General features: G+C 62.5%; 25 protein-coding genes. 6 read left to right on the top strand and 19 right to left on the bottom strand.

The genetic code is table 11. From position 1 onward, the window contains the following. Window positions 1-5: 5 nt before the first annotated feature. The gene (locus tag LVY71_RS14160; protein ID WP_235100512.1) at window positions 6-605 is read right to left on the bottom strand and encodes a YceD family protein; all 600 of its coding nucleotides are present in this window, start codon (window positions 603-605) and stop codon (window positions 6-8) included. After that, the gene (locus tag LVY71_RS14165; RefSeq protein ID WP_235101500.1) at window positions 602-1,153 is read right to left on the bottom strand and encodes a ubiquinol-cytochrome C chaperone family protein; all 552 of its coding nucleotides are present in this window, start codon (window positions 1,151-1,153) and stop codon (window positions 602-604) included. Before LVY71_RS14165 ends, LVY71_RS14160 begins: the two co-directional genes overlap by 4 nt. Before the next feature lie 133 nt (window positions 1,154-1,286). On the opposite strand from LVY71_RS14165, the gene LVY71_RS14170 reads away from it, so the two are divergent. Both LVY71_RS14170 and LVY71_RS14175 read left to right on the top strand, forming a co-directional pair. Continuing rightward, a complete protein-coding gene (locus LVY71_RS14170) occupies window positions 1,287-1,763 on the top strand; it encodes an outer membrane protein assembly factor BamE (protein ID WP_235100513.1) in 477 nt (158 codons plus the stop codon). Between the two features lie 147 nt (window positions 1,764-1,910). Further along, window positions 1,911-2,912 (top strand): Bug family tripartite tricarboxylate transporter substrate binding protein, encoded by a 1,002-nt coding sequence (locus LVY71_RS14175; RefSeq protein ID WP_235100514.1) that lies wholly within the window; start codon window positions 1,911-1,913, stop codon window positions 2,910-2,912. Window positions 2,913-2,993: 81 nt separating this feature from the next. Here the strand turns inward: LVY71_RS14175 and LVY71_RS14180 are convergent, their stop codons facing one another. From LVY71_RS14180 to LVY71_RS14240, 13 genes are all read right to left on the bottom strand, one after another. After that, entirely contained in the window at window positions 2,994-3,146 is a 153-nt protein-coding gene (locus LVY71_RS14180; RefSeq protein WP_235100515.1) for a hypothetical protein, read from the bottom strand. A gap of 187 nt (window positions 3,147-3,333) precedes the next feature. Then, a complete protein-coding gene (locus LVY71_RS14185) occupies window positions 3,334-5,454 on the bottom strand; it encodes a sodium-translocating pyrophosphatase (RefSeq protein ID WP_235100516.1) in 2,121 nt (706 codons plus the stop codon). A 230-nt stretch (window positions 5,455-5,684) separates the two neighbouring features. After that, window positions 5,685-6,662, bottom strand: coding sequence for a thiamine-phosphate kinase (gene thiL, locus LVY71_RS14190; RefSeq protein ID WP_235100517.1), 978 nt, complete (start codon window positions 6,660-6,662; stop codon window positions 5,685-5,687). A gap of 50 nt (window positions 6,663-6,712) precedes the next feature. Beyond that, window positions 6,713-7,213, bottom strand: coding sequence for a transcription antitermination factor NusB (gene nusB / locus LVY71_RS14195; protein ID WP_235100518.1), 501 nt, complete (start codon window positions 7,211-7,213; stop codon window positions 6,713-6,715). Further along, on the bottom strand, window positions 7,210-7,704 hold the full coding sequence (gene ribH, locus LVY71_RS14200; protein ID WP_235100519.1) for a 6,7-dimethyl-8-ribityllumazine synthase: 495 nt from the start codon (window positions 7,702-7,704) through the stop codon (window positions 7,210-7,212). The genes nusB and ribH overlap by 4 nt, the downstream gene beginning before the upstream one ends. A gap of 134 nt (window positions 7,705-7,838) precedes the next feature. Continuing rightward, window positions 7,839-9,701: an acyl-CoA synthetase gene (locus tag LVY71_RS14205; RefSeq protein ID WP_235100520.1), complete on the bottom strand. Its 1,863-nt coding sequence runs from the start codon at window positions 9,699-9,701 to the stop codon at window positions 7,839-7,841. A gap of 205 nt (window positions 9,702-9,906) precedes the next feature. Further along, window positions 9,907-10,533 carry a riboflavin synthase gene (locus LVY71_RS14210; RefSeq protein ID WP_235100521.1) on the bottom strand — a complete coding sequence of 209 codons (627 nt, stop codon included), beginning with the start codon at window positions 10,531-10,533 and terminating at the stop codon, window positions 9,907-9,909. Beyond that, window positions 10,534-11,643, bottom strand: coding sequence for a bifunctional diaminohydroxyphosphoribosylaminopyrimidine deaminase/5-amino-6-(5-phosphoribosylamino)uracil reductase RibD (gene ribD / locus LVY71_RS14215; RefSeq protein WP_349629893.1), 1,110 nt, complete (start codon window positions 11,641-11,643; stop codon window positions 10,534-10,536). Window positions 11,644-11,688: 45 nt separating this feature from the next. After that, window positions 11,689-12,174 carry a transcriptional regulator NrdR gene (gene nrdR, locus LVY71_RS14220; RefSeq protein WP_024575176.1) on the bottom strand — a complete coding sequence of 162 codons (486 nt, stop codon included), beginning with the start codon at window positions 12,172-12,174 and terminating at the stop codon, window positions 11,689-11,691. 9 nt (window positions 12,175-12,183) lie between these two features. Next, window positions 12,184-13,485, bottom strand: coding sequence for a serine hydroxymethyltransferase (gene glyA, locus LVY71_RS14225; protein WP_235100522.1), 1,302 nt, complete (start codon window positions 13,483-13,485; stop codon window positions 12,184-12,186). Window positions 13,486-13,808: 323 nt separating this feature from the next. Then, on the bottom strand, window positions 13,809-13,964 hold the full coding sequence (locus tag LVY71_RS14230; protein WP_235100523.1) for a hypothetical protein: 156 nt from the start codon (window positions 13,962-13,964) through the stop codon (window positions 13,809-13,811). A gap of 616 nt (window positions 13,965-14,580) precedes the next feature. After that, window positions 14,581-15,093, bottom strand: coding sequence for a transcriptional regulator LdtR (ldtR, locus tag LVY71_RS14235; protein WP_235100524.1), 513 nt, complete (start codon window positions 15,091-15,093; stop codon window positions 14,581-14,583). A gap of 296 nt (window positions 15,094-15,389) precedes the next feature. Then, entirely contained in the window at window positions 15,390-15,887 is a 498-nt protein-coding gene (locus LVY71_RS14240; RefSeq protein ID WP_235100525.1) for a DUF6163 family protein, read from the bottom strand. Between the two features lie 123 nt (window positions 15,888-16,010). Here LVY71_RS14240 and hemB point away from each other — a divergent pair, with 123 nt between their 5' ends. The 3 genes from hemB to LVY71_RS14255 all read left to right on the top strand — a co-directional run bounded on the left by hemB (window position 16,011) and on the right by LVY71_RS14255 (window position 18,757). Further along, on the top strand, window positions 16,011-17,081 hold the full coding sequence (hemB, locus tag LVY71_RS14245; protein ID WP_235100526.1) for a porphobilinogen synthase: 1,071 nt from the start codon (window positions 16,011-16,013) through the stop codon (window positions 17,079-17,081). A 153-nt stretch (window positions 17,082-17,234) separates the two neighbouring features. Then, on the top strand, window positions 17,235-17,798 hold the full coding sequence (locus LVY71_RS14250; RefSeq protein ID WP_235100527.1) for an RDD family protein: 564 nt from the start codon (window positions 17,235-17,237) through the stop codon (window positions 17,796-17,798). A gap of 182 nt (window positions 17,799-17,980) precedes the next feature. After that, the gene (locus LVY71_RS14255; protein WP_235100528.1) at window positions 17,981-18,757 is read left to right on the top strand and encodes an arginyltransferase; all 777 of its coding nucleotides are present in this window, start codon (window positions 17,981-17,983) and stop codon (window positions 18,755-18,757) included. 116 nt (window positions 18,758-18,873) lie between these two features. On the opposite strand, the gene LVY71_RS14260 is transcribed toward LVY71_RS14255, so the two are convergent. Then, window positions 18,874-19,503: an FMN-dependent NADH-azoreductase gene (locus LVY71_RS14260; protein WP_235100529.1), complete on the bottom strand. Its 630-nt coding sequence runs from the start codon at window positions 19,501-19,503 to the stop codon at window positions 18,874-18,876. A 101-nt stretch (window positions 19,504-19,604) separates the two neighbouring features. Between LVY71_RS14260 and LVY71_RS14265 the strand changes: the two genes are divergently transcribed. Then, window positions 19,605-19,997 (top strand): winged helix-turn-helix transcriptional regulator, encoded by a 393-nt coding sequence (locus LVY71_RS14265; protein WP_235101502.1) that lies wholly within the window; start codon window positions 19,605-19,607, stop codon window positions 19,995-19,997. Window positions 19,998-20,553: 556 nt separating this feature from the next. On the opposite strand, the gene LVY71_RS14270 is transcribed toward LVY71_RS14265, so the two are convergent. The 3 genes from LVY71_RS14270 to parC form a co-directional block, all read right to left on the bottom strand. Then, on the bottom strand, window positions 20,554-21,924 hold the full coding sequence (locus LVY71_RS14270; protein ID WP_235101503.1) for an Nramp family divalent metal transporter: 1,371 nt from the start codon (window positions 21,922-21,924) through the stop codon (window positions 20,554-20,556). A gap of 78 nt (window positions 21,925-22,002) precedes the next feature. Further along, window positions 22,003-22,497 carry a tRNA (N6-threonylcarbamoyladenosine(37)-N6)-methyltransferase TrmO gene (tsaA, locus tag LVY71_RS14275; RefSeq protein ID WP_235100530.1) on the bottom strand — a complete coding sequence of 165 codons (495 nt, stop codon included), beginning with the start codon at window positions 22,495-22,497 and terminating at the stop codon, window positions 22,003-22,005. Between the two features lie 85 nt (window positions 22,498-22,582). Next, window positions 22,583-24,835 carry a DNA topoisomerase IV subunit A gene (parC, locus tag LVY71_RS14280; protein ID WP_235100531.1) on the bottom strand — a complete coding sequence of 751 codons (2,253 nt, stop codon included), beginning with the start codon at window positions 24,833-24,835 and terminating at the stop codon, window positions 22,583-22,585. Between the last annotated feature and the right edge of the window lie 47 nt (window positions 24,836-24,882).

Below are 24,882 nucleotides of genomic sequence, written 5' to 3' on the forward strand. Positions count from 1 at the left end.
GTCCATCATTTTCCCTTGGGTTTCTTGCCTTTGGACCCTTCAGGCTTGCCCGGAGCAGCCTTGAGCGCCTTTAGGGCAGCAAACGGATGCTCATCCGGGTCCTGCGGCGTGGCGGGCGGGATAAAAGCCACGCCCGGTTTGCGTGGATAGGGATCAATTCCCAGAATCAGGAACTCCGTCGCCAGATGGCCAAGGTCGATAGCGCCATTAACGATCGGCTCCGGCAGATCGGGGATCTCAGCATCCTCCCCATCTTCCTTCTGAACGGATCTCGGACTGACCGGAATCTGCGCGGGTGGCGCGAACACCGCCGTGATGCTCTCGTCGAGGTCATTCTCCACCGGCTCGAGCGAAACCACGCACGCCTGTTCCACCCGTGCCTGAACGCTGCCGGTGACGTTCACCCGGCCATCCGCTTCTGGCACGACGTCGAAGGTCGCCGTCGCCCGCAGCACCGCATTCACGCCGGCCGCGTCCGCCAGCAGCTGCCGCTGCGCGGCGCTGGCTTCCAGAACCTGATGCAACCCTGCCTCGGGCAGTTGAGCCACCACGACGGGAAAGCTCCACGGAAAATCCCCGTCCGGCATCTGGCCAGATTTGCTCATGCTGAGGCCCCTGCGGCGACCATGGGTTTCGGAAAGGACCACGATCCGCCGGTGATAACCGCGTCGTCCAATGCCTTCAATGCATCGCTGGTTTGGCGGACGTAGGCCGCAAGCAACTTGGCACTCTCGGGAAATTCGCCGTTGAAGACGTTGCGCGACAGCGCCTGCGCCAATGCCTCGTCGCCCGCCTCAAAAGCCAGATCGTAGGCCGAGGTTCGCCCATAGAACGCCTCGCCGAACGCCTGCATCCGTTTCGGGACCGTCAGGTCGCCCACCCCCATTTCCCGGAGATTGTCGTCCATGTCCGCGCAAAAGCGGTCGAAAAGCGCCTGCGACAGGCCACTGCCTCCCGGCGCCGGCTGCAACCGGCGCAACACAAGCCACAGATGCAGGATCAGCAGGTCGAAACGGCCATTAACCGTGTCGCGGACGTGGAGATCCGCGTAGAACGCCGGTTCTCGCGCTTGCGCCACGATCATGCCATAGATGGCTTCAATGGTGCCGCGCGGGACGGCGGGGTTCCTGAAACGATTGAACGGCCAAAGCATTTTTCGGTTCCACGTCGAATCCGGAGACGATATCTGATCGTCCCCGGAGCCCCCCGGTGTATTGAAACTGCCCGGTACGTCAACGCCCCGGCTGACGCAAGAGCCAAGAAGCAAGAGGAAGGCTACGCAAGACATGACTGTTTCCATACAGCCCGGTCTTCATATTGCCGGACCACGACGGTTCGCCGCCCGCTTGCGTGCGGGTGCCGTCGTGGCACTCGTCTGCACCATTCTGGGAGCTTGCGCCGGCGAGCAGTTTCAGAAGGGTTACATCCTGCCGCCCGGCGCGCTTGAGCAAATTCCGATCGGCGCCAGTCAGGATCAGGTTCTGATCGTGATGGGCACACCGTCGACGGTTGCCACCCTCAGCGGCGAGGTATTTTACTACATCTCGCAACGCTCCGAGCGCAAAGTCGCGTTCATGCAGCAGCAAGTCGTCGACCAGCGCGTGATCGCGATCTATTTCGACAAGAACCGCACCGTGCAGCGCGTCGCCAACTACGGACTGCAAGACGGCAAGATCTTCGATTTCATCAGCCGCACTACACCGACCAGTGGTCAGGAGATGAGCTACCTCACTCCGATCTTCAAGATTCTCAGCCCGCGCTGATTTCCATTGTCTTCGCCGGCCATGCCCGCAGTTTTAGCTGCGGGCATTTCGCTGCGCGAAATCCTCGTCGCTTGACGGGGCGGTCGCGCTCGCTACGCTTCGTCCCAACAATAATCTCGCAAACGAGATGTCGCTGGGAGGATACCGATGACACGTTCACTGTCGCGCCGCACCGTGCTGTCAGGTGCTGCTGCTCTTTCTACAAGTTCGCTCTGGCCACGTTCGGTGAAAGCCGCCGACTGGCGTCCGACCGATACCGTCCGCATCATCGTGCCCGCCGCGCCGGGCGGCAGCACCGATGTGATCGGGCGCTATCTCGCGCAGCATCTGCAACAGGCGTGGGGCATCTCGGCTGTCGTCGAGAACAAGTCCGGTGGCGGCGGCACCATCGGCACAGCCTATTTCACGCAACAGAAGCCTGACGGAAACACTATCCTGGTCGGCAATCCCGGCCCCAACGCGGTCGCCTTCAGCATCTTCCGCTCCCTGCCCTACAAACCGGAACAGCTTCAGCCGGTCAGCAACGCGATCCGGATTCCCAACATCGTCTCGGCGCATCCTTCGAGCGGAATCAAATCGATCAAGGAATTGATCGCCTATCTCAAGGCCAATCCGGACAAGCTGAACTACGGCACCTCAGGCGTGGGACAGAGCCCGCATCTCACCGCGGTCTGGTTCCTGCAACTGACGGGACTGAGGATGACCCACATCCCGTTCCGCGGAGCTGGCCCCGCCCTCACCGGTGCGCTCGGCGGTGATGTCGCGATCCTGTTCGACAATCTCTATCCGTCGCTGCCGCAGACGGAGACCGGAACGCTGGTGGCGCTGGCCGTGACCACGCCGGAGCGCAGCTTCAAGGCGCCGAACATCCCGACCATGCGCGAGAGCGCCCCGGAGCTTGCCAATTTCGACGTGTCATCGTGGTTCGGCATGTTCATCCAGAGCGGCACGCCGCGGCCGATCGTCGATGCCTACAACGCCGAGATCAAGAAAATGCTGGAGCGCGAAGACATCAAGAAGAACATCGCGGCGATGGGCGCCGTGCCGGACTACGGCACGCCCGAACAGTTCACGACCTTCATCAATAACGAGATCAAGAAGTTCGCGGGCATCATCAACAAGGAAGGCCTCAAGATGGACGTCAACTGACGACGTCAAAGGCCCCTCGGTTCTCAAAATAAAAACGGCCGCCCCGATGGAGCGGCCGTTCGTCTTCGAAATAGATCAGCGTTACACCGACATCAGTCCCTGCTCGACAAACTTGTAACCCGCCTCCCAGCGCTGATGCTGCTCGGTGTTTTCCGGATAGGGATTGTCGTGCGGCTCGTTGTTGAATCGCGCAAGCTTCCCCTGCTCAAACGGATCTCCGTCGTCGGCTGCCATGTTTCGCCTCCCTTGGTGAGTTGGATCAACGCACGCCGCGGCGCTCGGGTTTCCTGCTGCTGAAAAGTTTTCAGCGGGGATAACGATTCAACATGTCATCAAATCGCAACAATCAGGTGTGGCGTCCGCGCAATGAAAAAACCCCGCAACTTGCGTTGCGGGGTTTGTTTTCGATTCGGCCTGATGATCAGTGTGCCAGGATCGCCAGCAGCAGCAGCGCCACGATGTTGGTGATCTTGATCATTGGGTTCACCGCAGGACCTGCCGTATCCTTGTAGGGGTCGCCGACGGTATCGCCGGTCACCGCCGCCTTGTGCGCGTCGGAACCCTTGCCGCCGTGATGGCCGTCCTCGATGTACTTCTTGGCGTTGTCCCATGCGCCGCCGCCCGAGGTCATCGAGATCGCGACGAACAGACCGGTGACGATGACGCCGAGCAGCATGGCGCCGACCGCCGAGAAGGCAGCCGACTTGCCGGCCGCGCCGCCACCCGCGATGACGTAGATCACGAAGTAGACGAAGATCGGCGACAGCACCGGCAGCAGCGACGGAATGATCATTTCCTTGATCGCCGCCCTGGTCAGGAGATCGACCGCCTTGCCGTAATCCGGCTTGTCGGTGCCCTTCATGATGCCCGGCTTTTCGCGGAACTGGCGACGCACTTCCTCGACGATCGCGCCGGCCGCACGGCCCACAGCGGTCATACCCATCGCGCCGAACAGATACGGCAGCAGGCCGCCGAACAGCAGGCCGACCACGACGTAAGGATTGTTCAGCGAGAAGTCCGGAATGACGCCCTGGAAGTACGGGTACTTCGCGGCGTTGGCGATGAAGAACTTGAGGTCTTCATTGTAGGCCGCGAACAGCACCAGCGCGCCGAGACCGGCCGAACCGATCGCGTAGCCCTTGGTGACGGCCTTGGTGGTGTTGCCGACCGCGTCGAGCGCGTCGGTGGCCTTGCGCACTTCCTTCGGAAGGCCGGCCATTTCGGCAATGCCGCCGGCATTGTCGGTGACCGGTCCGAAAGCGTCGAGCGCGACGATCATGCCGGCCAGCGCCAGCATCGTCGTGGTGGCAATCGCAATGCCGAACAGGCCTGCGAGGCTGTAGGTGACGAGGATGCCCGCGATGATGACGATGGCCGGAGCCGCTGTCGATTCCATCGAGATCGCGAGACCCTGGATCACGTTGGTGCCGTGACCGGTCACCGAAGACGCCGCAATCGACTTCACCGGACGGAAATCCGTGCCGGTGTAGTATTCGGTGATCCAGATGATGAGACCCGTAACGACCAGACCGACGATGCCGCATTCGAACAGCGCGAGGCCGGTGTACTTCACGCCGGCGAGCGGACCGAAGCCGATCAGCTGGTGGATCACGATCGCCACACCGATCAACGACAGAACGCCGGTGGCAATCAGGCCCTTGTACAGCGCACCCATGATCGACTGGCTGGCACCGAGCTTCACGAAGAAGGTACCGGCGATCGAGGTCAGAATGCAGATGCCGCCGATGGCAAGCGGCAGCGTCATCATGTTCACCAGCAGCGGCGACGTGGCGAAGAAGATCGCCGCCAGCACCATGGTGGCGACAGCCGTCACCGCGTAGGTCTCGAACAGGTCCGCCGCCATGCCGGCGCAATCGCCGACGTTATCGCCGACGTTGTCGGCGATGGTGGCGGGGTTGCGCGGATCGTCTTCCGGAATACCGGCTTCGACCTTGCCGACGAGATCGCCGCCGACGTCCGCACCCTTGGTGAAGATGCCGCCGCCGAGACGCGCGAAGATCGAGATCAGCGATGCGCCGAAGCCGAGCGCCACCAGGGCGTCGACAACAGTGCGGCTGTTGGGGGCGAAACCGGCACCCTGCGTCAGATACATGAAGTACAGCGTCACGCCGAGCAGCGCGAGACCTGCGACGAGCAGACCGGTGATCGCGCCCGCCTTGAACGCGAGTTCAAGACCGCCAGCCAGCGACTTGGTCGCCGCCTGCGCGGTGCGCACGTTGGCGCGAACCGAGACGTTCATGCCGATGAAGCCGGCGGCGCCGGACAGCACCGCGCCGATCAGAAAGCCGACCGCCACGAGAATGCCGAGGAAGTAAGCCAGCAGCGCGAAGATCACGATGCCGACGATACCGATCGTCAGGTACTGACGCTTGAGATAGGCCTGCGCGCCTTCGCGCACCGCCGCTGCGATTTCCTGCATACGGGCATTGCCCGCATCTGCTGCGAGTACCGACGAGGTGGCCCACGCGGCGTAAACGATGGAAAGCGCTCCCGCGAGCACGATCAACCATAATGCTGTCATTGAATTTGCCTCAGATCCCTGCTGTTTCCCCAGAAACGCTCCGCTGGCCGTACAGGATGGCCGGGGGCGCAAAAAAGGAGGCATGCTCGTCGGAAGCCGAAAAGCTGCCTCAATTCGGCGCGGACAATGCCAAAATCATACCCTTGACGCAACGCCGCCAGACGCTTGCGAGGCGCTTTTTCGGGCGATTCCACGAATCGCGCCGGATGCCGCGTTTGCGGGGGAAACTGTCAGAAATGGCTGTAAGACAAGCGTTTCAGGGCGACCGGCTTGCCGGAGGCGTCAAGGAACTGCGGCGCAGCCGTGCCCGCCGCCACTCTGCCAATGGCGCTAACCGGGACATCCGCCCTCCGCGCGGCGGCAACGAACGAATCCCACTGATTCTCCGGGACGGAGCAAACGACCTCGTAGTCGTCACCGCCCGATATCAATGTCTCGATCCCGGCGCTTCCCTTTGCCAGCAAGGCACGGGCCGGTGCCGAGAGCGGAACAGTGGCCATTTCGACGGACGCTGCAACGTTTGAGGCCGCGCACAATTTCGCTAGGTCGCCGGCCAGGCCGTCCGAGACGTCCATGGCCGCGCTCGCATGATCGCGGATGGCGACAGCGAGCGCATTGCGGGGCTGCGGCACGCGATAACGCTGAACGAGAAAATCGCGCGAGGGCACGTCGAGCGCTTCGCCTCCGATCTGGCCTTTGAGAATTCGCAAACCCAGTGCGGCATCGCCGACGGTCCCGGTGACGGCGATCCTGTCGCCGGCCGTCGCGCCGTCGCGCCGGACCATCCTGCCCGGCGGAACGCGGCCGAATGCGGTGATCGAGATCATCAGCGGACCGGGCGTCGAGACCGTATCGCCACCGAGTACCGGGCAACCGAACGCAGTCGCATCCTCGCCGAGCGCCTGCGCGAACGGCCGGAGCCATTCGTCGCTCGCCTCGCGCAACGCCAGCGTCAGCACGAAACCTGCGGGCACGGCCCCTTTGGCTGCCAGATCCGACAGGTTCACCCGCAGCGCCTTGCGCGCAAGAATGTCCGGTGGATCGTTGGGGAGAAAGTGGACGCCTTCAACAATAGCGTCCGTGGTGACAACGAGATCGTCGCCGGACTGTTTCAGCAAGGCGGCATCGTCGATCAGGCCGAGCGCGCCGGGATCGGTCGCGAGCGGACGGAAGTAGCGCGCGATGAGATCATCTTCACCAGAGGCCATTCGTTGCGACCAATTCCATTTTCGTCATGGCCGGGCATGACGGCTGTATCCTACCCCCGCGCGAATTCGCCCGCACGAAACTGCCGCGCGATCTGGTCGAGCACGGCGTTCACCATTCCCGTTTCATCCTTGTCGACGAAAGCATGCGCGACATCGACATATTCCGACACCACGACGCGGGCGGGAATGTCCTTGCGATGTTCGAGTTCATAGGCCCCTGCCCGCAGCGTCGCGCGCAGGATCGCGTCGATACGCTTCAGCGGCCAGCCGCTTTCGAGCGCCTTGTCGATCAGCGGATCGAGCTTGCTCTGATCGCGCACCACGCCGGCGACTACGTCCTTGAAGAAGGCCGCTTCGGCCGGCAGATACGTGTCGCCTTCGACTTCGCTGCCGAGCCAGTGGCTTTCAAACTCGGCGAAAATGTCGCCGATACCCGCGCCCGCGATGTCCATCTGGTAAAGAGCCTGCACCGCTGCGAGACGCGCCGCGCCGCGCCGGTTGGCTTTCTTATCGCCCGGCCCCTTGTCGCCAGTCTTCCTGGGCTCGCTCATAGCGGTTTCGCCAGACGCTTCTTGATCCGCATCATCGTAAGTGCCGCACGGGCCGCATCGCCGCCCTTGTTCAGCCGGTCGGCGCGGGCGCGTTCCCACGCCTGCTCCGTGGTGTTGACGGTGATGATACCGTTGCCGAGCGGCAGGCCACGTGCGACGGAAAGATCCATCAGGGCGCGCGAAGACTCCATCGAGACGATTTCAAAGTGAATAGTGTCGCCGCGCACGACGCAACCGAGCGCAATGGCACCGTCATAAGGCCTGCCGTTTTTCTTCGAGGCATCCATCGCAATCGCAATCGCCGCCGGAATTTCCAGCGCGCCCGGAACGCTGATCACGTCATAGCCGACGCCCGCGGCCTCCAGTTCCTTCAGCGCGCCCTGAAGCAACGCTTCCTGGATGTCATCATAGAAGCGCGCTTCGATAATCACGACATGCGCGCCGCTGATATCGGTTTCATCTTTCAGTTCGGCGCGGCGCGGTTCAGCCATTATTCGATCCAGTCACGAGCATGTTGTCAGTGTTGCGTGTTTGTAGTCGCTGCCCGCCGCAAAGCCAAGCGCAACAGCCGCCTTTCAAGGCAGGGATGCAAGGTGAACTTCAGATTCAGGACACCAGAACCGCCTCAATTCGCTTGCTGCACCTTGTAGTCGAACAGGTATCCATCCAGCACCTTCTCAACCACGGCCTGCTGACCCGCGAGCACCGCAGGCAGCGTCACCGTGACGTCGATGCCGCGCTTGCCCCCCGCCACAACGTCGATCACGGCGGCGCCGCTCCCCATCACCTCTGCAACCACCTGCGCCACCAGCCGCTGCACGGCGTCGGTGCGCAACTGCGGCTTGAAGATCTTGCCGACGCTGGTCGTAGGAATGGCGTCGATCACGATGATCTGCTTCGGCCACGCCGGACGCTCCGCGATCAGCGGCTCGGCATAGGCCTTCAGTTCGTCGGCGGTTGCCTGCGCGCCCGGCTTCAGCGCCACGTAGCACACCGGCAGTTCACCGGCATATTTGTCGGGCTGACCGACCGCCGCTGCCAGCGCCACCGCCGGGTGGGATTGCAGCGCGTCCTCGATCAGGACCGGATCGATGTTGTGACCGCTGCGGATGATCAGATCCTTGGAACGGCCGGCAACGAACAGCCGCCCCTGCTCATCCGTGTAGGCAAGATCGCCGCTGTCCAGATAACCGGCGCGCAATGCTCCGCTGTTCTGGCTTGCGTCCTTGTAACCCGGTGTGACGTTCGGGCCGGAAATCGTCATAACGCCAACCTCGTGCGGCGCGCAGGCCTCGCTGAGCGAACCATCGGCGCCGAGCTTGCGAACAACCACCTTTGTATAAGGCAGCCGGACACCGACAGAACCCAGCACCGGTTCGCCCGCCGCAGGGTCTATCGACACCAATCCGCCAGTTTCGGTCATGCCGAGAATTTCGTGGATCGTCGTTCCGGTCATTTTCTGGAACGCGAGTGCGACCGCGCGCGGCAGCAGCGAGGCACCAGAGATGCTGTAGCGGGCCGAGGAAATATCCGCATCGACCGGCACATTGAGCAGCGCGGCCAGCGCCGTCGGCACACCGCCGATCACGGTGGCACGATAGCGTTCGACGATCCTCCAGAAATTCTTGACGATGGACGGGTTGCGCATACCCGCCGGCGAGAGCACGAGCACATTCGCACCCGCGATAAAAAACGACAGCCCGCAAGAGATCGTCGCCGCGACATGAAACAGCGGCAGGCCGTTGGTGATAGCGTCAGCTTCGGTCAGATCCTGCAGCACCGTGCCGCCGAACGCCGCTGCGATCTGGTTGCGGTGCGTATGGGTCACGAGCTTGGGCAGGCCGGTGGTGCCGCCGGTGTGGAAATAGGCCGCGACATCTTCGCCGCTGCGCGCCTGTCCGAAGGTCAGCGCGCTGCCGTCCTGCTCCTTCAACCCCGGCCCAAACCCGAACACGCCGTCCGGCCGCGGCGCATCGGTCAGCGACACCTGCACCAACTTGAGGTCCGGCAGCAGCTTGCCGACTGCGACCGCCTTCTCCCAGATGTCGAGTTGCGGATGCGGACCGAGCGCCACGAGGATCTTCGCCTCGGATGCACGGACGAGGTCGGCGATATTCTGCGCCTGCAACAGGAAATTGAGCGGCACGGCGTAGCCGGCGGTTTCCGCGCCCCAGAGCGTGAAGTGCGTCTCGACCAGACTCGGGAGAATGTAGGCGATGCCTGCTCCGGGTCCGCCGAGACTTGCGAAGAAATTCGCCGCGCGGGTGATCCCCTCCAGCATCTGCCGATAGGTGACGAGGCGCGGCGTCTCGTCATCCGCGCCCGTCATCAGCATGGTTAGCGCGGTGCGGTCGGGATGGCGCGCCGCGCTCTTTGCGAAAATGTCGTAGACGCTGCGGGCATCGTAGCGCTGTTCGAGCGTCTTCTCGGTCTCGAACCGAACGACGTCCTCGAGCGTTGCGACCGGATAATCGCTGAACAGCGGCATGTGAATCCCCCCGGATTTTATAATGACAGAATGAAATGCGGCTTCTAGTGTCCTGAATCCGAAGTTCGCCTTATTTTGCCGCGCGCTCCATAGCGAACTTCGGATTCAAAAGGACACTAGCAAACTATAATTCTAGTGTGGTTTTGGTTCGCAAGTCCGCAGATGGATGTGCAGAAGCGGTGTTGCGGACTTGCGAACCACCACACTAGGTCCGCATCTCCGTCAGCCGCGCCGCATAGCGCGCCATCAGATCGACCTCGAGATTGATTTCGGACCCTGCACGCCAATCGCTTAGTGTCGTCATCTTCAGCGTATGTGGAATGATCAGCACGGAGAACCGGTCGTCCACGGCCGTGTTGACGGTCAACGAAACGCCGTCGAGCGTCACCGATCCCTTGGCCGCGATGAACTTCGCCAGATCGCGCGGCGCGCGCAGTTCGAATTTCGCCATCTCTAACCTTGTGATGTCCGGCAGATCATCGCGCGCAACAATCGTCGCGATTCCGTCGACATGGCCCGCCACGATGTGCCCGCCGAGTTCGTCGCCGATCTTGAGCGCGCGTTCGAGATTGAGGCGGGTGCCCTTGCCCCAGCCTTTCGCCGTCGTCATGCGCAATGTCTCGGCGGCGGTATCGACATCGAACCACGTCTGGCCCTGATCGACGCCGGACTGAACGACCGTCAGGCAGACGCCGTTGCACGCGATCGACGCGCCGTCGGCGATGGTGGTCTGGTCGAAATGGCAAGCGATGCGCAGCCGGTGCAGCTGCCCCGGCGCGGTCGGCGTGAAGGTGGTGATCTCTCCAATATCCGTGATGATGCCGGTGAACATTCAGGTGCGCTCGTAAATTGTCAGGATGTCTCGATCCAAGGTCTCGGTAGCACGCACGCGCCAGCGAGGCGACTGGGCGATGACCGACAATGGCTGCGTATCGAGCGCCGGAATACCATCCATGCCGATTGTGTCCGGCCCGCGCAGCAGCCAGACCTCATCGACCAGCCCCGCGCTCAGAAACGAGGACGCCACCCGCGCGCCGCCTTCCACCATCAGCCGCGTGATGCCCTTCTCCGACAGCGTGTTTGAAACGGCTTTCAGATCGAGACCCGGCATCGGCGCAGTGATGACAGGCAAGCGGATCACCTGCGCGCCCGCTGCACCCAGCTTCATCGCCGCCGGAGCTTCCGACAGATCGGATGTCATCACCCAGAGCGGATGTTCGCGCGCCGAATGAACCAGCCTGCTTTCGCCGGGCAGCCGCAGAGCGCGATCCAGCACCACGCGCACCGGCGATTGCGCCTCCAGCCCGGGCAGGCGGCAGGTCAGGAGCGGATCGTCGGCCAGTACGGTACCGATGCCGACCAGGATCGCATCGCTTTGCGCGCGCAACAGATGCATCCGCGCCTTCGCGGCCTCGCCGGTGATCGCGACCGGGCGATGTCCCGCCGCGGCGATCTTGTCGTCAGCGGAGACCGCAAGTTTCAGGATCACGAACGGGCGCTTCTCCCGGATCCGCAGGAAGTGTCCGGCGTGATCGCGCACGGCTTCCTCGCCGCAGACGCCGACTTCCACCGCGATGCCCGCGGCCCGCAGCCGCGCGTGCCCTTGTCCGCCCACTTCGGGATTGGAATCTTCAACGGCGGAGACGACTCGGGCAATGCCCGCCGCGATGACCGCGTCTGCGCAGGGCGGCGATTTGCCGAAATGCGAGCATGGCTCCAGCGTGACATAGAGCGTCGCGCCGCGCGCCGCATCGCCCGCACGCTTGAGGGCCTCGGGCTCGGCGTGAGGCCGCCCACCGGGCTGGGTCCAGCCCCGCCCGACGATGATGCCATCCTTGACGACCACCGCGCCGACGGCCGGGTTCGGCCAGGTACGGCCCTGCCCGCGCCGGCCAAGCGCCAGCGCAAGCTGCATGTATCGATGATCAGAAACGTCCGTCACAACGATCAAGCGTAGCGGAAACGCGAACGCCGCGTCGTAAGAAAATCATTTGCGCACGACCGCAGGACGCGGCGGCTCGTCCTCGCCCGACAGTTCACCGAGCACGGCTTCGAAGTCCTTCGCCTCGCGGAAATTGCGATAGACCGAGGCGAAGCGGACATAGGCCACGTCATCGAGCTGGCGCAGATGCTCCATCACGGTCTCGCCGATCACCTCAGACGAAATCTCCGACTCACCGCCGCTTTCAAGTTCGCGCACGATGGCCGATACCATCTTTTCCACCCGCTCGGGATCGACAGGGCGCTTGCGCAGGCTGATCTGCAGCGAGCGCACCAGCTTGTCCCGATCGAACGGAACGCGGCGGCTGTTGCGCTTGATGACGGTGAGTTCGCGAAGCTGCACGCGCTCGAAGGTGGTGAAGCGGAAGTTGCACGCCATGCAGACACGCCGCCGCCGGATCACGGCCGAATCTTCCGTCGGCCGTGAATCCTTCACCTGCGTATCGAGACTGTTGCAGCTTGGGCAGCGCATGAGCCCGCCTTACTGGTAGATCGGGAAGCGGCTGGTGAGTTCTTTCACCTTTTCCTTCACCGCAGCCTCGACCAGAGGCGCCGCGCCGTCGCCGGACTGTGCGACCGCGTTGAGCACTTCCGAAATCAGCGCGCCGACCTGCTTGAATTCGGCAACGCCGAAACCGCGCGTGGTGGTTGCCGGCGTGCCGAGACGCAGGCCGGAGGTGACGAACGGCTTTTCGGGGTCGAACGGAATGCCGTTCTTGTTGCAGGTGAGACCGGCGCGGACCAGCGCCTTCTCCGAAACATTGCCCTTGAGGCCCTTCGGCCGCAGGTCCACCAGCATCAGGTGGTTGTCGGTGCCGCCGGAGACGATCTCGAACCCGTTGGAGCGCAGCGTTTCCGCCAGCGCCTTGGCATTCTCGACCACGTTCCTGGCGTAGATCTTGAAGTCCGGCTGCAGCGCTTCCTTGAACGCCACCGCCTTCGCCGCGATGACATGCATCAGCGGGCCGCCCTGCAGACCGGGGAAAATCGCCGAGTTCAGCTTCTTGGCGATCGCCTCGTCGTTGCTGAGGATCAGGCCACCGCGCGGACCGCGCAGCGACTTGTGTGTGGTCGTGGTTGTGACGTGCGCATACGGCACCGGCGAGGCATGAACACCACCCGCGACGAGGCCCGCGAAATGCGCCATGTCGACCAGCAGATAGGCCCCGACGCTGTCGGCGATCTCGCGGAAACGCTTGAAGTCCCACGCACGCGAATAGGCCGAGCCACCGGCAATGATGAGCTTCGGCCGGACCTGTTCAGCCTGCTTCGCCACCGCGTCCATATCGATGATCTGGTCTTCGCGGCGCACGGTGTAGTGCACAGGCTTGAACCATTTGCCGGACATGTTCACCGGCGCGCCGTGGGTGAGATGTCCACCCGCGGCAAGATCGAGGCCCATGAAGGTATCGCCCGGCTGAAGCAGCGCGAGGAACACCGCCTGATTCATCTGGCTGCCGGAGTTCGGCTGCACATTGGCGAAACCCGCGCCGAACAGTTTCTTGGCGCGCTCGATAGCCAGCGTCTCGGCAACATCGACGAACTCGCAGCCGCCGTAATAGCGCGCGCCCGGATAGCCTTCCGCGTACTTGTTGGTCATCACCGAGCCCTGCGCCTCGAGCACGGCGCGGCTGACGATGTTTTCCGACGCGATCAGCTCGATCTCATGCTGCTGGCGGCCAAGCTCGCCCTTGATCGCGTTTGCGATCTCCGGATCGGCCTGCGCGAGCGAGGCCGTGAAAAACGAGTCGGGGGCGGATGCGGTTTTGGCGGAAGAGCTCATGGATGAAATGTCTCCACCGCCGCAGCCTTCGGACGGCTACGGACGGTCAGTTTAGGAGCATTTTCCAACGGAAAACCGGTTTCCACTTTTCCTGAAAATGCTGTGTGGCATCAAGGGCGGCAGCCGCGAGATACCATATCTGGCGGTGGGGTCCAAGTTCCACAAGCAGGTGGGCCACATTTAGGCGATAACGGCCCACAAAACGGCGCTTCAGGCCCGTTGGGCAGTCTGACCGGCCGAAAACGAGGAAAAGCGACCCGCCAGCCCCCTGTCGCGGCACGGCGACGAGCGGCTCAGGGACGGCTGGACCTTGGGCGGAACGCCTAAATCCGGGCGACGGCCTGCAATCCCTTGAAGGTCAGGCGCTTGGGGTCCTTCACCCCGGTCAGGTAGAATTTCTGAATCAGGGCGGTGACCGTATCCCGGTTACTGCCGGTCAGAACGACAACCGCGTCGATGGCAATGGTCTGCGCGTCCATGGGCTTCCTCGTTTCCATCAGTGAGAGCCTTGACCACATGATCGTGCGGCTCTTCGCTTAATTGTTTGCCAACGCCCCCACGCTTGGACGATTCCCGCGCCTTCGGGGAATACGTGAATTGACCCATGGGAACCCGGGTTCGATACGGACCGGCTGCAATTAATGAGAAAATGGACGCCGGCGGGCGGATGCCCTGCCCCGGTTAAAGCCGGGCGTAAAGGAACATCACGTTCAGCGAGCACGCGGCCAGCAGAACGAGCATCAACGCGACCTGCAGGCGGTCGCCGGCGAATTTGAGAATCGGCCTCATGATGTGAGGATGATGGAAAGAGTCCGCGCAAGAGTCTCGGACGATATTTTTGCTCTTGGCGGGCGATGATTCAGGACTCGTTTACGAGTCGATTCTCGGGGACATGAACGCGAAAAGGCGCCTTTTCGGGCGCCTCAAGTCGCGTCGTCCCACACCAGGGGAAACTCGTGCGGAATTCTTCCGCGTGCATCTTGCGCGCACTTCGGTAACGGCCGGAGGGCACCGGCTTAAACTTTCAGAAAGTTGGCGCGGGCCGCCGGTCTTTTTGATCCGCCGGCTGACCCGAATATCGTGAGGCCCGGTGTCTCAGAGCCGATACAGGATCTGGTCGGTCCAGAAGCGCTCGAGGCGATGCAGCGACTTGTTCAGCGTCGCGAACTCGGCGTTCGAGATGCCGCCCACCTGCTCCACCGTCTTGACGTGCTTCTGATACAGCGCGTCGACGATGTGGCGGATTTCCTGGCCCTGCGCGGTCAGACGAATCCGGACCGAGCGGCGATCGACACGCGAACGCTGATGATCGAGGAAACCCATCTCGACGAGCTTCTTCAGATTGTAGGAGACGTTGGAGCCGAGGTAATAGCCGCGCGTGCGCAGCTCACCTGCGGTCAGTTCCTTGTCGCCGATGTTATAGAGCAGCAGCGCCTGGACCGAGTTGATGTCGGCGCGGCCGCGGCGATCGAATTCATCCTTGATGACGTCGAGCAGACGGCGATGCAGACGTTCGACAAGCGTAAGAGCTTCGAGATAGAGCGGCTGCACGGGTGCAGCAGCGTTGTCGCGTGCGGGCTCAATGGCCGTAGCGGCGGCTTTGATCATGACACTTCCCCTGTTGTCGTTTTTTACGACTTATTCGACGAAACTTTTGTCCCGTCTGATAGGTGGAAACTAAGGGAGGCGTTTGAAGATCAGCTTAAATAACAGCATAAAGAGAAGGTTTATTTGAAACGGTGAATCGTATGTTACATCGATAAAATAAGGGCTTTTTGTTAGTTTTGATTCACCGAGAACGGCCGATGTTCACGCTTCGTCGCGCGCCCTGTCGCATTCCAGAACACCGGTCGCTCAAATTTGAAAGACTTCGTAAAACATCAAGGCAGGGCTGTCGCGAAACGCTACGGCGGCCGCTCCCGCGCCGAAAGCCACGCCAGGATAAGGTAGGCCCCGAGCAGCACCAACGCGACGAGCACCGCGAAAAGGTTGCCGCCATAGATCGCCGGGAACATCAGTTCGATCACCGCGGTGGACACGATGGTCGTAAGCCACACCACCGCGCCCCATGGCGTCGCGAGCCACAGTCCCACCGCCGCCACGAGTTCGATCACCGCGAAGTAAACCGTGGCGGTTTGCCATTGCGTGGTCTGCGCTTCGAAGGCGCGATCCTCGCCGCCGATGAAGCCGGTGATCTCCGCCCAGTGGTAGAGGCCCTTGATCATCGACAGCACAGCCATGACGCGCAGGAACAGCACGAGGCGGCCGGTCCACGTGTTGTCGCCGCTCTCCGCGTCCGGCGACGTCATCGGCGTCACCAGATTGACCTGGTCGCGCGGCACGTCGTCGTTCGCGCCACGGACCATGCGCGCGGCCATTGTTTGCCGGATGTCCTTGTTCATGCCGTCTGTTTGATCCCTTACGCCCCTAAAATCAATCCGCCCGATGACACCTCCGTGCGGTGACGGCGGCCCCGGCAGATGCTACATCTCGCTGCATCTGTTTCGCGCGGGAGTGGTATCACAATGGCGATCAAGTTCGGACGTCCGATCGAAATGCGGGACACCCCGCGCGACCTAGCCAACAACTTGGGCAACGCCGCCCCTTCCCTTAATCTGACCACGCGGATGCGCCGCAACCGCAAGTCCGAATGGGCGCGGCGGCTGGTGCGCGAGAACGTGCTCACCACCGACGATCTGATCTGGCCGCTGTTCGTCGTCGACGGCGACAACAAGCGCGCGCCGATCGCCTCGATGCCCGGCGTCGACCGCCTCAGCGTCGATCAGACCGTGCGCGACGCCGAGCGCGCGATGAAGCTCGACATCCCCTGCATCGCGCTGTTCCCCTACACCGATCCATCGCTGCGTGACGAGACCGGCTCCGAGGCCTTGAACGCCAACAACCTCGTGTGCCAGGCGGTGCGCGCGATCAAGAAGGAATTCCCCGATCTCGGCATCCTTTGCGACGTGGCACTCGACCCGTTCACCAGCCACGGCCATGACGGCCTGCTGCAGGACGGCAGGATCCTGAACGACGAGACGGTCGCGATCCTTGTGCGGCAGGCGCTGGTGCAGGCTGAGGCCGGTTGCGACATCATTGCGCCGTCGGACATGATGGACGGCCGCGTCGCCGCGATCCGCGAGGGCCTCGACCGCGCTGGCTTCGGCGACGTGCAGATCATGGCCTATGCGGCGAAGTACGCATCGGCCTTTTATGGCCCGTTCCGCGACGCCATCGGCTCGGCGAAGACGCTGACCGGCGACAAGCGCACCTACCAGATGGATTCGGCAAATTCCGACGAGGCGCTGCGCGAGGTCGAACTCGACATCGCGGAAGGCGCGGACATGGTGATGGTCAAGCCGGGCATGCCCTATCTCGACATCGTCCGGCGCGTGAAGGACACCTTCGCGATGCCGACCTTCGCCTACCAGGTGTCCGGCGAATACGCGATGATCGCGGGCGCCATCAACAACGGCTGGCTTGAGCGTGATCGCACGATCATGGAAAGCCTGATTGCGTTCAAGCGCGCCGGCGCCGACGGTGTGCTGACCTATTTTGCACCGGCCGCGGCGGAGAAACTCAAGGCCGGGCGATAGAAACGCTGACCGTCATCCTGAGCTTCGAGCCGGTCTTCCGGCTGGAACTCGCCATAACTTTTTCTCCATGTGAGCCTAAGCTGTCTTGCGAGCGCGGACCGGCGGGGCCATGTGCGCAGCAAGCGGTCCGGATGGGACCGGAGGAGGGTTTCCATGTCTGACACGAGAAACACTGGCGGCGCGGCACCGGGTGCGACCTGGCGCAACAATCCTTCGGCCAGCGCCAGCGCGCAGCAGGCCTATGATCCGTGGTTGCAGCCCGAACTGTTTCGCGGCGTGCTGACCAAGCGGGTCTTTGCGTTCCTCATCGACCTTGTGGTGCTGGCGATTCCCATCGTCCTTGCTGTCATCTTCGTGACGTTGTTCGGCGTGGTGACGCTGGGGCTCGGCTGGTTCCTGTTCTGGCTGATCTCGCCGCTCTCGGTGATCTGGGCGCTGATCTATTACGGCGCGTCGCTCGGCGGCCCGCACGGCGCGACCGTCGGTATGCGCATGATGGACATCGAGATGCGGACATGGACCGGCGAGCGGCCCTACTTCGTTCTCGGCGCGGTTCACGCCATTCTCTACTGGGTGTCGGTCTCGTTCCTGACCCCGCTGGTCCTGCTGGTCGGCCTGTTCAATGGCCGCCGCCGGCTGCTGCATGACATCGTGCTGGGCACGGTTTTCATCAACAGCAGCGTCCGTGCATCCGCGGTGCAGACCACCCGCGTCTAAACGTGGCTTTGGCTCCGGGCGGATGATGTTTGGTGCGTCATCCTCCCGGCCGGCTGCAGACAACGCGGTCTTACAATCACGCCAAACTGTCCTCGCGGGCTGCTCAAATTCGTTGACCCCTGCCCGCCGCGGCGCGATGCTGCTGACGGGAATCGCGGCTGATCGGAGACCTACGGCCTCACGTGACACAACACTCGCGCAATACGCCGCAATTCTATCTGACGGCGCCCTCACCCTGCCCCTATCTGGAGGGCAAGCAGGAACGCAAGGTGTTCACCCATCTGGTCGGCGATAAGGCCGGCGAGTTGAACGATCTCCTCACTCATGGCGGCTTCCGCCGCAGCCAGTCGATCGCTTACCGTCCGGCCTGCGACCAGTGCCGCGCCTGCGTGTCGGTGCGCGTCATCGTCAACGAATTCCGCCCCTCGCGCAATTTCCGGAAAATCCAGGCGCGCAATAGCGACATCGTCAGCGAGTTGCGCACTGCGGTGCCGACGTCCGAACAGTACTCGGTGTTTCGCGCTTATCTGGACGCCCGCCATCGCGATGGCGGCATGGCCGACATGACCGTGCTCGACTACGCGATGATGGTCGAAGACAGCCATGTCGAAACCCGGCTGATCGAATATCGCAGGCGCACTCCCGACAGCGGCATCACCGGCAAGGGCGGCGACCTGATCGCGGTGGCGCTGACCGATGTGCTGGGGGACGGACTGTCGATGGTCTATTCGTTCTTCGAGCCCGGCGAGGAAAGCCGCTCGATGGGCACCTTCATGATCCTCGACCACATCGCCCGCGCCCGGCGGCTCGGCCTGCCTTACGTGTATCTCGGCTACTGGATCGATGGCTCGCGGAAGATGGACTACAAGGCCCGCTTCCTGCCGCAGCAGCGCCTCGCGCCCAGCGGCTGGCTGCGCGTCGATGCCACCGGCACGATGGCGCCCGAACCGCAGGACTGACTTTTCGCCCCGTTTCGAAGGTCGTCATGGCCGGGTTTCGTCCCGGCCACCCACGTCTTGAGGTTGGGGCAAGACGCAGATGCCCGGCACTCCCGGGCATGACGTAAGATAATTTGTTACGCCGCCTGCAGACCGGCAGCCGCCTTTAAGGTGCCCGCCGCCTGCAACGCTTCGGCAACCGACTTCTCGCGCTGCTCGGGGCTGACCTGGATTCCCTCGGCAATGATGATTTCGGGATTGGTGATGCCGATGAAGCCGAACACCCAGCGCAGATATGTCTCCAGATGTTCGCCCGCTGCAGCCGGCATGCCGGCGCCGTAGAAACCGCCGCGCGCGATGGTAACGATCACGCGCTTGCCGCCCGCGAGGCCCTCGACGCCCTTCTCAGAGTATTTGAAGGTCTTTCCCGCGACCAGAATGCGATCGATCCAGGCCTTGAGCTGACTTGGGATGGTGAAATTGTACATCGGCGCGCCGATGACCACGGTGTCGGCGGCAAGAAACTCCTCAAGCGCAGCAGTGCTGGCGGCGATGTCGTCGCGCACGGCCTCGGATTCCGGCGTGGCACCGTGAGCGGCGGCAAGATGCTCTCCGCTCAGATGGGAGAGCGGCGCGGCGCTGAGGTCGCGATACGTCACGTCGAGGTTGGGTGCGGTCTTGCGCAGGCGCTCGACGGCTGCGGCCGAGAGTTGCCGGGAAACGGAATTACCGCCGAGAATGCTGGCGTCGATGTGGAGCAGTTTCATGGGGTCTCCTTTAGCTCTAGTATCAGATTGATACCTGGACACTATTGGTGACCTTTGATAAACCGCACAAGAAGGCACATTTTTTGAACCCGAGCACACGCATGAAACCCGCGCACACGGATGTGACCGCCCCTCCAGACCAACACCTGCCGGGCGACTGCACCGCAGTCAGTTCCATCCTGTCGCGGATCGGCGACAAGTGGAGCGTCCTCGTCATCATGCTGCTGGCCAACGGCCCGCGCCGCTTCAACGAGATCAAGCGCATGGTCGGCGGCATCTCGCAGCGGATGCTGACGCTGACACTGCGGGGACTGGAGCGCGATGGCCTTGTCACCCGCACCGTGTTCCCGACGATTCCGCCGAGGGTCGATTATGAACTGACGGAGCTGGGCCGCTCTCTGCGAGGACCAGTGGAAAATCTGGGCTCGTGGGCATTCGACAACCTGCCGCAGATTCAAACCGCACGCGAAAAGTTCGACAGCACGCGCGAGTGATCCTGGCACCTCTCGGAAAACCTCTTCCGGCGCCGAAACATTTCGTGATGGGGATACCAATCCCCGCCCTTCAAACCTCTCTTAAGTTCGAAGCGTCCTGTTCGTGAGGGGCGCTTCTCGAGGGCGTTCGTTAAGCGGAACAGGATGCGGCGCCTGCGCGATGTGGATTCGCACCCACACGTCCGGGAGGCCGGGGGTCACCGTCCGGGCCAACTACGTGGCTCTGCCTTCGATGGCTGGACGAGGACAGGATGAAGGCGGGCGAAAGCCTGCCGGATCGGAGGCGCGGTACGCGCTCGTCCTGTCCCGGAAGCACGGTCCCTCGGACACAAATCGCCGCGAATGGAGCGCCGTGAGGCGACGCGCTTCCTTTTCGCAGAGGAAGCGAACCAACACATTTGCGCCTTGCGGCGCTCCATGCCCCTCGTTGTTTCGTGGGGCGAGACTGAAAGAAAAACTCGCGCGCGGCGCGAGAGCAATGATGCGTGGCTGTTTGAAAATTGAATCAGGGTCACAGCGAACGCGCGACGCACGTCGCTTGATCGCGTCCTGACGATCAGCCGGTCACGAAATCGACCAGCAGCTTTACATTGAGCGCGATCACGACCGCCGCAATCACCGTTGCGGCCAACGAGAGCCAGCGCGGGGCGACGAACGTCCCCATCTTCGCCTTGCTCGCCGTGAACATCACCAGCGGCACGATGGCGAACGGCAATTGCAGGCTCAACACCACCTGACTGAGAATAAGCAACTGACCCGTGCCCTTCTCGCCGTACCAGATCGTGACGATGGCAGCGGGGATGATGGCGATGGCGCGCGTCACCAGACGCCGCAGCCATGGCGCGATCCTGATGTTGATGAAGCCTTCCATCACGATCTGGCCGGACAGCGTCGCGGTCACGGTTGAATTCAATCCGCAGCAGAGCAGCGCGATGCCGAACAGCGTGGGCGCAATCGACGAACCGAGCATCGGGGACAACAGCGTGTGCGCCTGATCGAGTTCGGAGACGTCGGTTTTTCCAGCCTTGTGAAATGTCGCTGCGGCGAGAATGAGGATCGACGCGTTGATGAGCAGTGCAAGACACAACGCGATGGTGGAATCGATAGTGGCGAGCTTGATCGCCTCCTTCTTCTCGGGAACGCTGTCGCCGTATCCACGCGTCTGCACCAGACCGGAATGCAGATAGAGATTGTGCGGCATCACCGTCGCGCCGAGAATGCCGAGCGCAAGGTAGAGCATGTCGGGATTGCGCACGATGTCGACCGTCGGCGCGAAACCGCGGATCACCGCGCCCCAGTCCGGATCGGCCATCGCGATCTGTATAGCGAAGCACATGGCGATGACGCCGAGCAGCGTCACTACAAATGCCTCGATCCAGCGGAAGCCGATGGCCTGCAATCCCAGAATGAGAAACACATCGAGTGCGGTGATCAGCACGCCAATTTCCAGCGGAATGCCAAACAGCAGGTTGAGGCCGATGGCGGTGCCGATGATTTCGGCGAGGTCCGTCGCGCTGATGGCGATTTCCGCAAACAGCCAGAGCGGCCACGACACCCATTTCGGATAAGCATCACGGCATGCCTGCGCCAGATCGCGTCCCGAGCCGACGCCGAGCCGCGCGCACAGCGCCTGAAGCACGATCGCCATGATGTTGGAAATCAGCGCCACCGCAAGCAGCGCGTAACCGAACTTGGAGCCGCCGGCGAGCGAGGTCGCCCAGTTGCCCGGGTCCATGTAGCCGACCGCGACCAGATAGCCGGGGCCCAGGAAGGCCGCCAGCTTGCGCCAGAACGACCCGCTCTTGGCGACGCGGATCGAACCGAACATATCCGCCAGCGACGGCTCGCCACGCGGCGTCCGCCATCCGCCCGGCACCAGCGGCGCAGCGGCCGGCTCGGGCGGCGTTGACGGAGATCGTGCATCCATAATGTTATTATGCATGACAGGAAGCTAGTTGCAACTGATTTGCAACAGCAGCCGACCGTTGAGGCACTGCAATGTATATCAGGCGTCCGCCTCGAAATCTCCCGGCTGCGGCGGGGCAACCGGGGTGAACTGGCAGCGATCGGGCTTGAGATCGACCAGCGGCGTGCCGTCGAGACAATCGAGACCTTGGACCAGAACGATGTTGCCTTCGATGCCGACCAGTTTGGCAATCGAGGTGCCGAGCGGATTGGGCCGCACCGGCGACCTCAAGGCAAAGGTGCCGTGGGTCTTGGCATCGCTTGCCGGGCTTTGATGCACCAGATCGCGGCGCGACTGATGCAGCCAGTAGATCACCTCGACCTGCGTGAACCGGTCGAGTCCCTTCAATGCGGGCACCCAGGGATCGAAAATCTCGATGCGGCAGATCGGACCGTCCTGCCTGCCCTGCCTCGGCGTCATCAGTCGATCGGTCCACGGCGTATGGATGCGGCCGATGAAGACGAGACCGGCGTCTGTCGGCGGTGGTGGATCGACGGCGACCTCGCCATCGCGGATTTCGTTGTAACGGACCATTCAGTTTACCCGGCACATCGGCAGTGTTCTGTAATCTAGCGCCGCCTCCGACGCGAACAAGCCGTGCTGGCGAGAGAACTTCGTCCTACTCGATCACCTTGCCGAACTTGTTTGACTTCGGGAAACCATGCGCCAGACGGCCGGCGTCCGCGCGGTTGCCGCGCCAGTCGGCGAGTTCTTTCCAGGTCGAACTCTGGTCGCGACCGGCAGAATCTTTCCACGTCATGCCGTCCTTCGATGTGAACGTCATCACGTCGGACAACTTGCCGCCGCTGTACTTCTGCAACCGTACACCGCGCCCGCGCGCCATTTCCGGGATCTGCTCGAGCGGGAAGATCACCATCTTGTGGTTGGTGCCGATCACCGCGACGGTATCGCCGCTGACCGTCGCAATTGCAGCCGCTTCATTGGGCGCGGTGACGTTGAGAACCTGCTTGCCCTTGCGGGTGTTGGCGACGCAGTCGTCCTCGTTGACGACGAAGCCTTGCCCGTCGCTGCTCGCCACGAGGAACTTGCGGCCACCCTTCTGCACGAACATGGAGACAATGTTGGCATCGCCTTCCATGTCGATGGTCATGCGGATTGGATCGCCATGGCCGCGCCCACCCGGCAGCTTCTGCGCATCGAGCGTGTAAAAGCGGCCGTTGGTCGCGAACAGCGTCAGCTTCGAGGTGCTTTCCGCAAAGAACGAGAAGCCCATGCTGTCGTCGGTCTTGAACGCGAGGTTCGACAAATCCTCGACATGGCCCTTCAGCGTGCGGACCCAGCCCTTGTCCGAGACCACGACCGTAATCGGCTCGCGCTCGATCAGCGCTTCCTCGATGGCGGCAAGATCATGCTCCGGCGCATCGGCGAACTGCGTACGGCGTTTGCCGAGCGGCGTCTTGGGACCGAAGGTGTCGCGCACCTTCCTGACCTGCTCGCCGACCTTCTTCCACTGCTCTTCTTCCGAAGCGAGGACGGCCTTGATGCCCTTCAATTCGTTACGAAGATCCTTGTCCTCGCCCCGGATCTCCATTTCCTCGAGCTTGCGCAAGTTGCGCAGCCGCATGTTGAGAATGGAGTCGGCCTGAAGATCGGTCAGCTTGAAAGTCTTGATCAGGACCGGCTTCGGCTCGTCCTCGGTGCGGATGATCTTGATGACCTTGTCGAGATTCAGATAGGCGATCAGGTAGCCACCCAGCACTTCGAGCCGATGTTCGATCTGGTTCTTGCGGAAATTCGCGCGCCGAACGAGTACATCGCGCAGATGGTCCAGCCATTCGCGCAGGCACTCGGCGAGACCGAGCACCTTTGGGATGCGCCCCTTCACCAACACGTTGAGGTTGAGCGGAATCTTGCTTTCAAGTTCGGTCTGCTTGAACAGCGTTTCCATCAGCACTTCAGGATCGACGTTCTTCGACTTCGGCTCGATGACAATGCGCACGTCTTCCGCCGACTCGTCACGGATGTCGCCGACCAGCAGCAGTTTTTTCTCGTTGAGCAGTTCGGCGATGCGCTCGATCAGCCGCGACTTCTGCACCAGCCATGGAATTTCCGTGACAACGATGTTCCAGGTGCCGCGCGCGCCCTCTTCCTGAGCCCATTTCGCGCGCACACGGAAAGAGCCGCGTCCCGTCGCATAGGCTTCCGCGATGCTTTCCTTGGAGTCGACGACAATGCCGCCGGTCGGAAAGTCGGGGCCCTTGACGTAACGCAGCAGGCCGCTGGATTTCGTGTTCGGCTTGTCGATCAGGTGCAGCGCGGCGTCGCAGAGTTCGGCTGCGTTGTGCGGGGGAATCGAGGTGGCCATGCCGACCGCGATACCTTGCGCGCCGTTGGCCAGCAGGTTCGGAAACGCGCCCGGCAGCACGATCGGTTCGCGCGACTGGCCATCGTAGTTGGCGCGGAATTCAACCGCGTCCTCATCGATGCCTTCCAGCAGCAGCCGCGCGACTTCCGTCATGCGCGCTTCGGTGTAGCGATAGGCGGCGGGATTATCGCCGTCGATGTTGCCGAAGTTGCCCTGCCCGTCCACCAGCGGATAGCGCGAAGAGAAATCCTGCGCGAGACGCACCAGCGCGTCGTAGATCGACTGGTCGCCGTGCGGATGGAACGAACCCATCACGTCGCCGACGATCTTGGCGGATTTCTTGAACGGCGTGCCGGGGTCGAGCCGCAGCAGCCGCATGCCGTAGAGGATGCGGCGGTGAACCGGCTTCAGTCCGTCACGCGCATCCGGCAGCGCACGGTGCATGATGGTCGAAAGCGCATAGGCGAGATAGCGCTCTTCCAGCGCTTCGCGGAGTGCGACCTCCTGAATGTCCATCGGCTCTGGTGGAATCAGTCTTTTGCCCATGGAAACGGGTTAACTCCTGTCTGGCGGATGAACAACATCTGATTCGA

The sequence above is a fragment of the Bradyrhizobium sp. G127 genome (assembly GCF_021502575.1).
GTDB lineage: Bacteria > Pseudomonadota > Alphaproteobacteria > Rhizobiales > Xanthobacteraceae > Afipia.

What these genes read in the sequence shown, in the direction of transcription:
- LVY71_RS14160 (WP_235100512.1), bottom strand. Translation starts at nt 605, where the DNA reads ATGAGCAAATCTGGCCAGATGCCGGACGGGGATTTTCCGTGGAGCTTT.
- LVY71_RS14165 (WP_235101500.1), bottom strand. Translation starts at nt 1,153, where the DNA reads ATGCTTTGGCCGTTCAATCGTTTCAGGAACCCCGCCGTCCCGCGCGGC.
- LVY71_RS14170 (WP_235100513.1), top strand. Translation starts at nt 1,287, where the DNA reads ATGACTGTTTCCATACAGCCCGGTCTTCATATTGCCGGACCACGACGG.
- LVY71_RS14175 (WP_235100514.1), top strand. Translation starts at nt 1,911, where the DNA reads ATGACACGTTCACTGTCGCGCCGCACCGTGCTGTCAGGTGCTGCTGCT.
- LVY71_RS14180 (WP_235100515.1), bottom strand. Translation starts at nt 3,146, where the DNA reads ATGGCAGCCGACGACGGAGATCCGTTTGAGCAGGGGAAGCTTGCGCGA.
- LVY71_RS14185 (WP_235100516.1), bottom strand. Translation starts at nt 5,454, where the DNA reads ATGACAGCATTATGGTTGATCGTGCTCGCGGGAGCGCTTTCCATCGTT.
- thiL (WP_235100517.1), bottom strand. Translation starts at nt 6,662, where the DNA reads ATGGCCTCTGGTGAAGATGATCTCATCGCGCGCTACTTCCGTCCGCTC.
- nusB (WP_235100518.1), bottom strand. Translation starts at nt 7,213, where the DNA reads ATGAGCGAGCCCAGGAAGACTGGCGACAAGGGGCCGGGCGATAAGAAA.
- ribH (WP_235100519.1), bottom strand. Translation starts at nt 7,704, where the DNA reads ATGGCTGAACCGCGCCGCGCCGAACTGAAAGATGAAACCGATATCAGC.
- LVY71_RS14205 (WP_235100520.1), bottom strand. Translation starts at nt 9,701, where the DNA reads ATGCCGCTGTTCAGCGATTATCCGGTCGCAACGCTCGAGGACGTCGTT.
- LVY71_RS14210 (WP_235100521.1), bottom strand. Translation starts at nt 10,533, where the DNA reads ATGTTCACCGGCATCATCACGGATATTGGAGAGATCACCACCTTCACG.
- nrdR (WP_024575176.1), bottom strand. Translation starts at nt 12,174, where the DNA reads ATGCGCTGCCCAAGCTGCAACAGTCTCGATACGCAGGTGAAGGATTCA.
- glyA (WP_235100522.1), bottom strand. Translation starts at nt 13,485, where the DNA reads ATGAGCTCTTCCGCCAAAACCGCATCCGCCCCCGACTCGTTTTTCACG.
- LVY71_RS14230 (WP_235100523.1), bottom strand. Translation starts at nt 13,964, where the DNA reads ATGGACGCGCAGACCATTGCCATCGACGCGGTTGTCGTTCTGACCGGC.
- ldtR (WP_235100524.1), bottom strand. Translation starts at nt 15,093, where the DNA reads ATGATCAAAGCCGCCGCTACGGCCATTGAGCCCGCACGCGACAACGCT.
- LVY71_RS14240 (WP_235100525.1), bottom strand. Translation starts at nt 15,887, where the DNA reads ATGAACAAGGACATCCGGCAAACAATGGCCGCGCGCATGGTCCGTGGC.
- hemB (WP_235100526.1), top strand. Translation starts at nt 16,011, where the DNA reads ATGGCGATCAAGTTCGGACGTCCGATCGAAATGCGGGACACCCCGCGC.
- LVY71_RS14250 (WP_235100527.1), top strand. Translation starts at nt 17,235, where the DNA reads ATGTCTGACACGAGAAACACTGGCGGCGCGGCACCGGGTGCGACCTGG.
- LVY71_RS14260 (WP_235100529.1), bottom strand. Translation starts at nt 19,503, where the DNA reads ATGAAACTGCTCCACATCGACGCCAGCATTCTCGGCGGTAATTCCGTT.
- LVY71_RS14265 (WP_235101502.1), top strand. Translation starts at nt 19,605, where the DNA reads ATGAAACCCGCGCACACGGATGTGACCGCCCCTCCAGACCAACACCTG.
- LVY71_RS14270 (WP_235101503.1), bottom strand. Translation starts at nt 21,924, where the DNA reads ATGGATGCACGATCTCCGTCAACGCCGCCCGAGCCGGCCGCTGCGCCG.
- tsaA (WP_235100530.1), bottom strand. Translation starts at nt 22,497, where the DNA reads ATGGTCCGTTACAACGAAATCCGCGATGGCGAGGTCGCCGTCGATCCA.
- parC (WP_235100531.1), bottom strand. Translation starts at nt 24,835, where the DNA reads ATGGGCAAAAGACTGATTCCACCAGAGCCGATGGACATTCAGGAGGTC.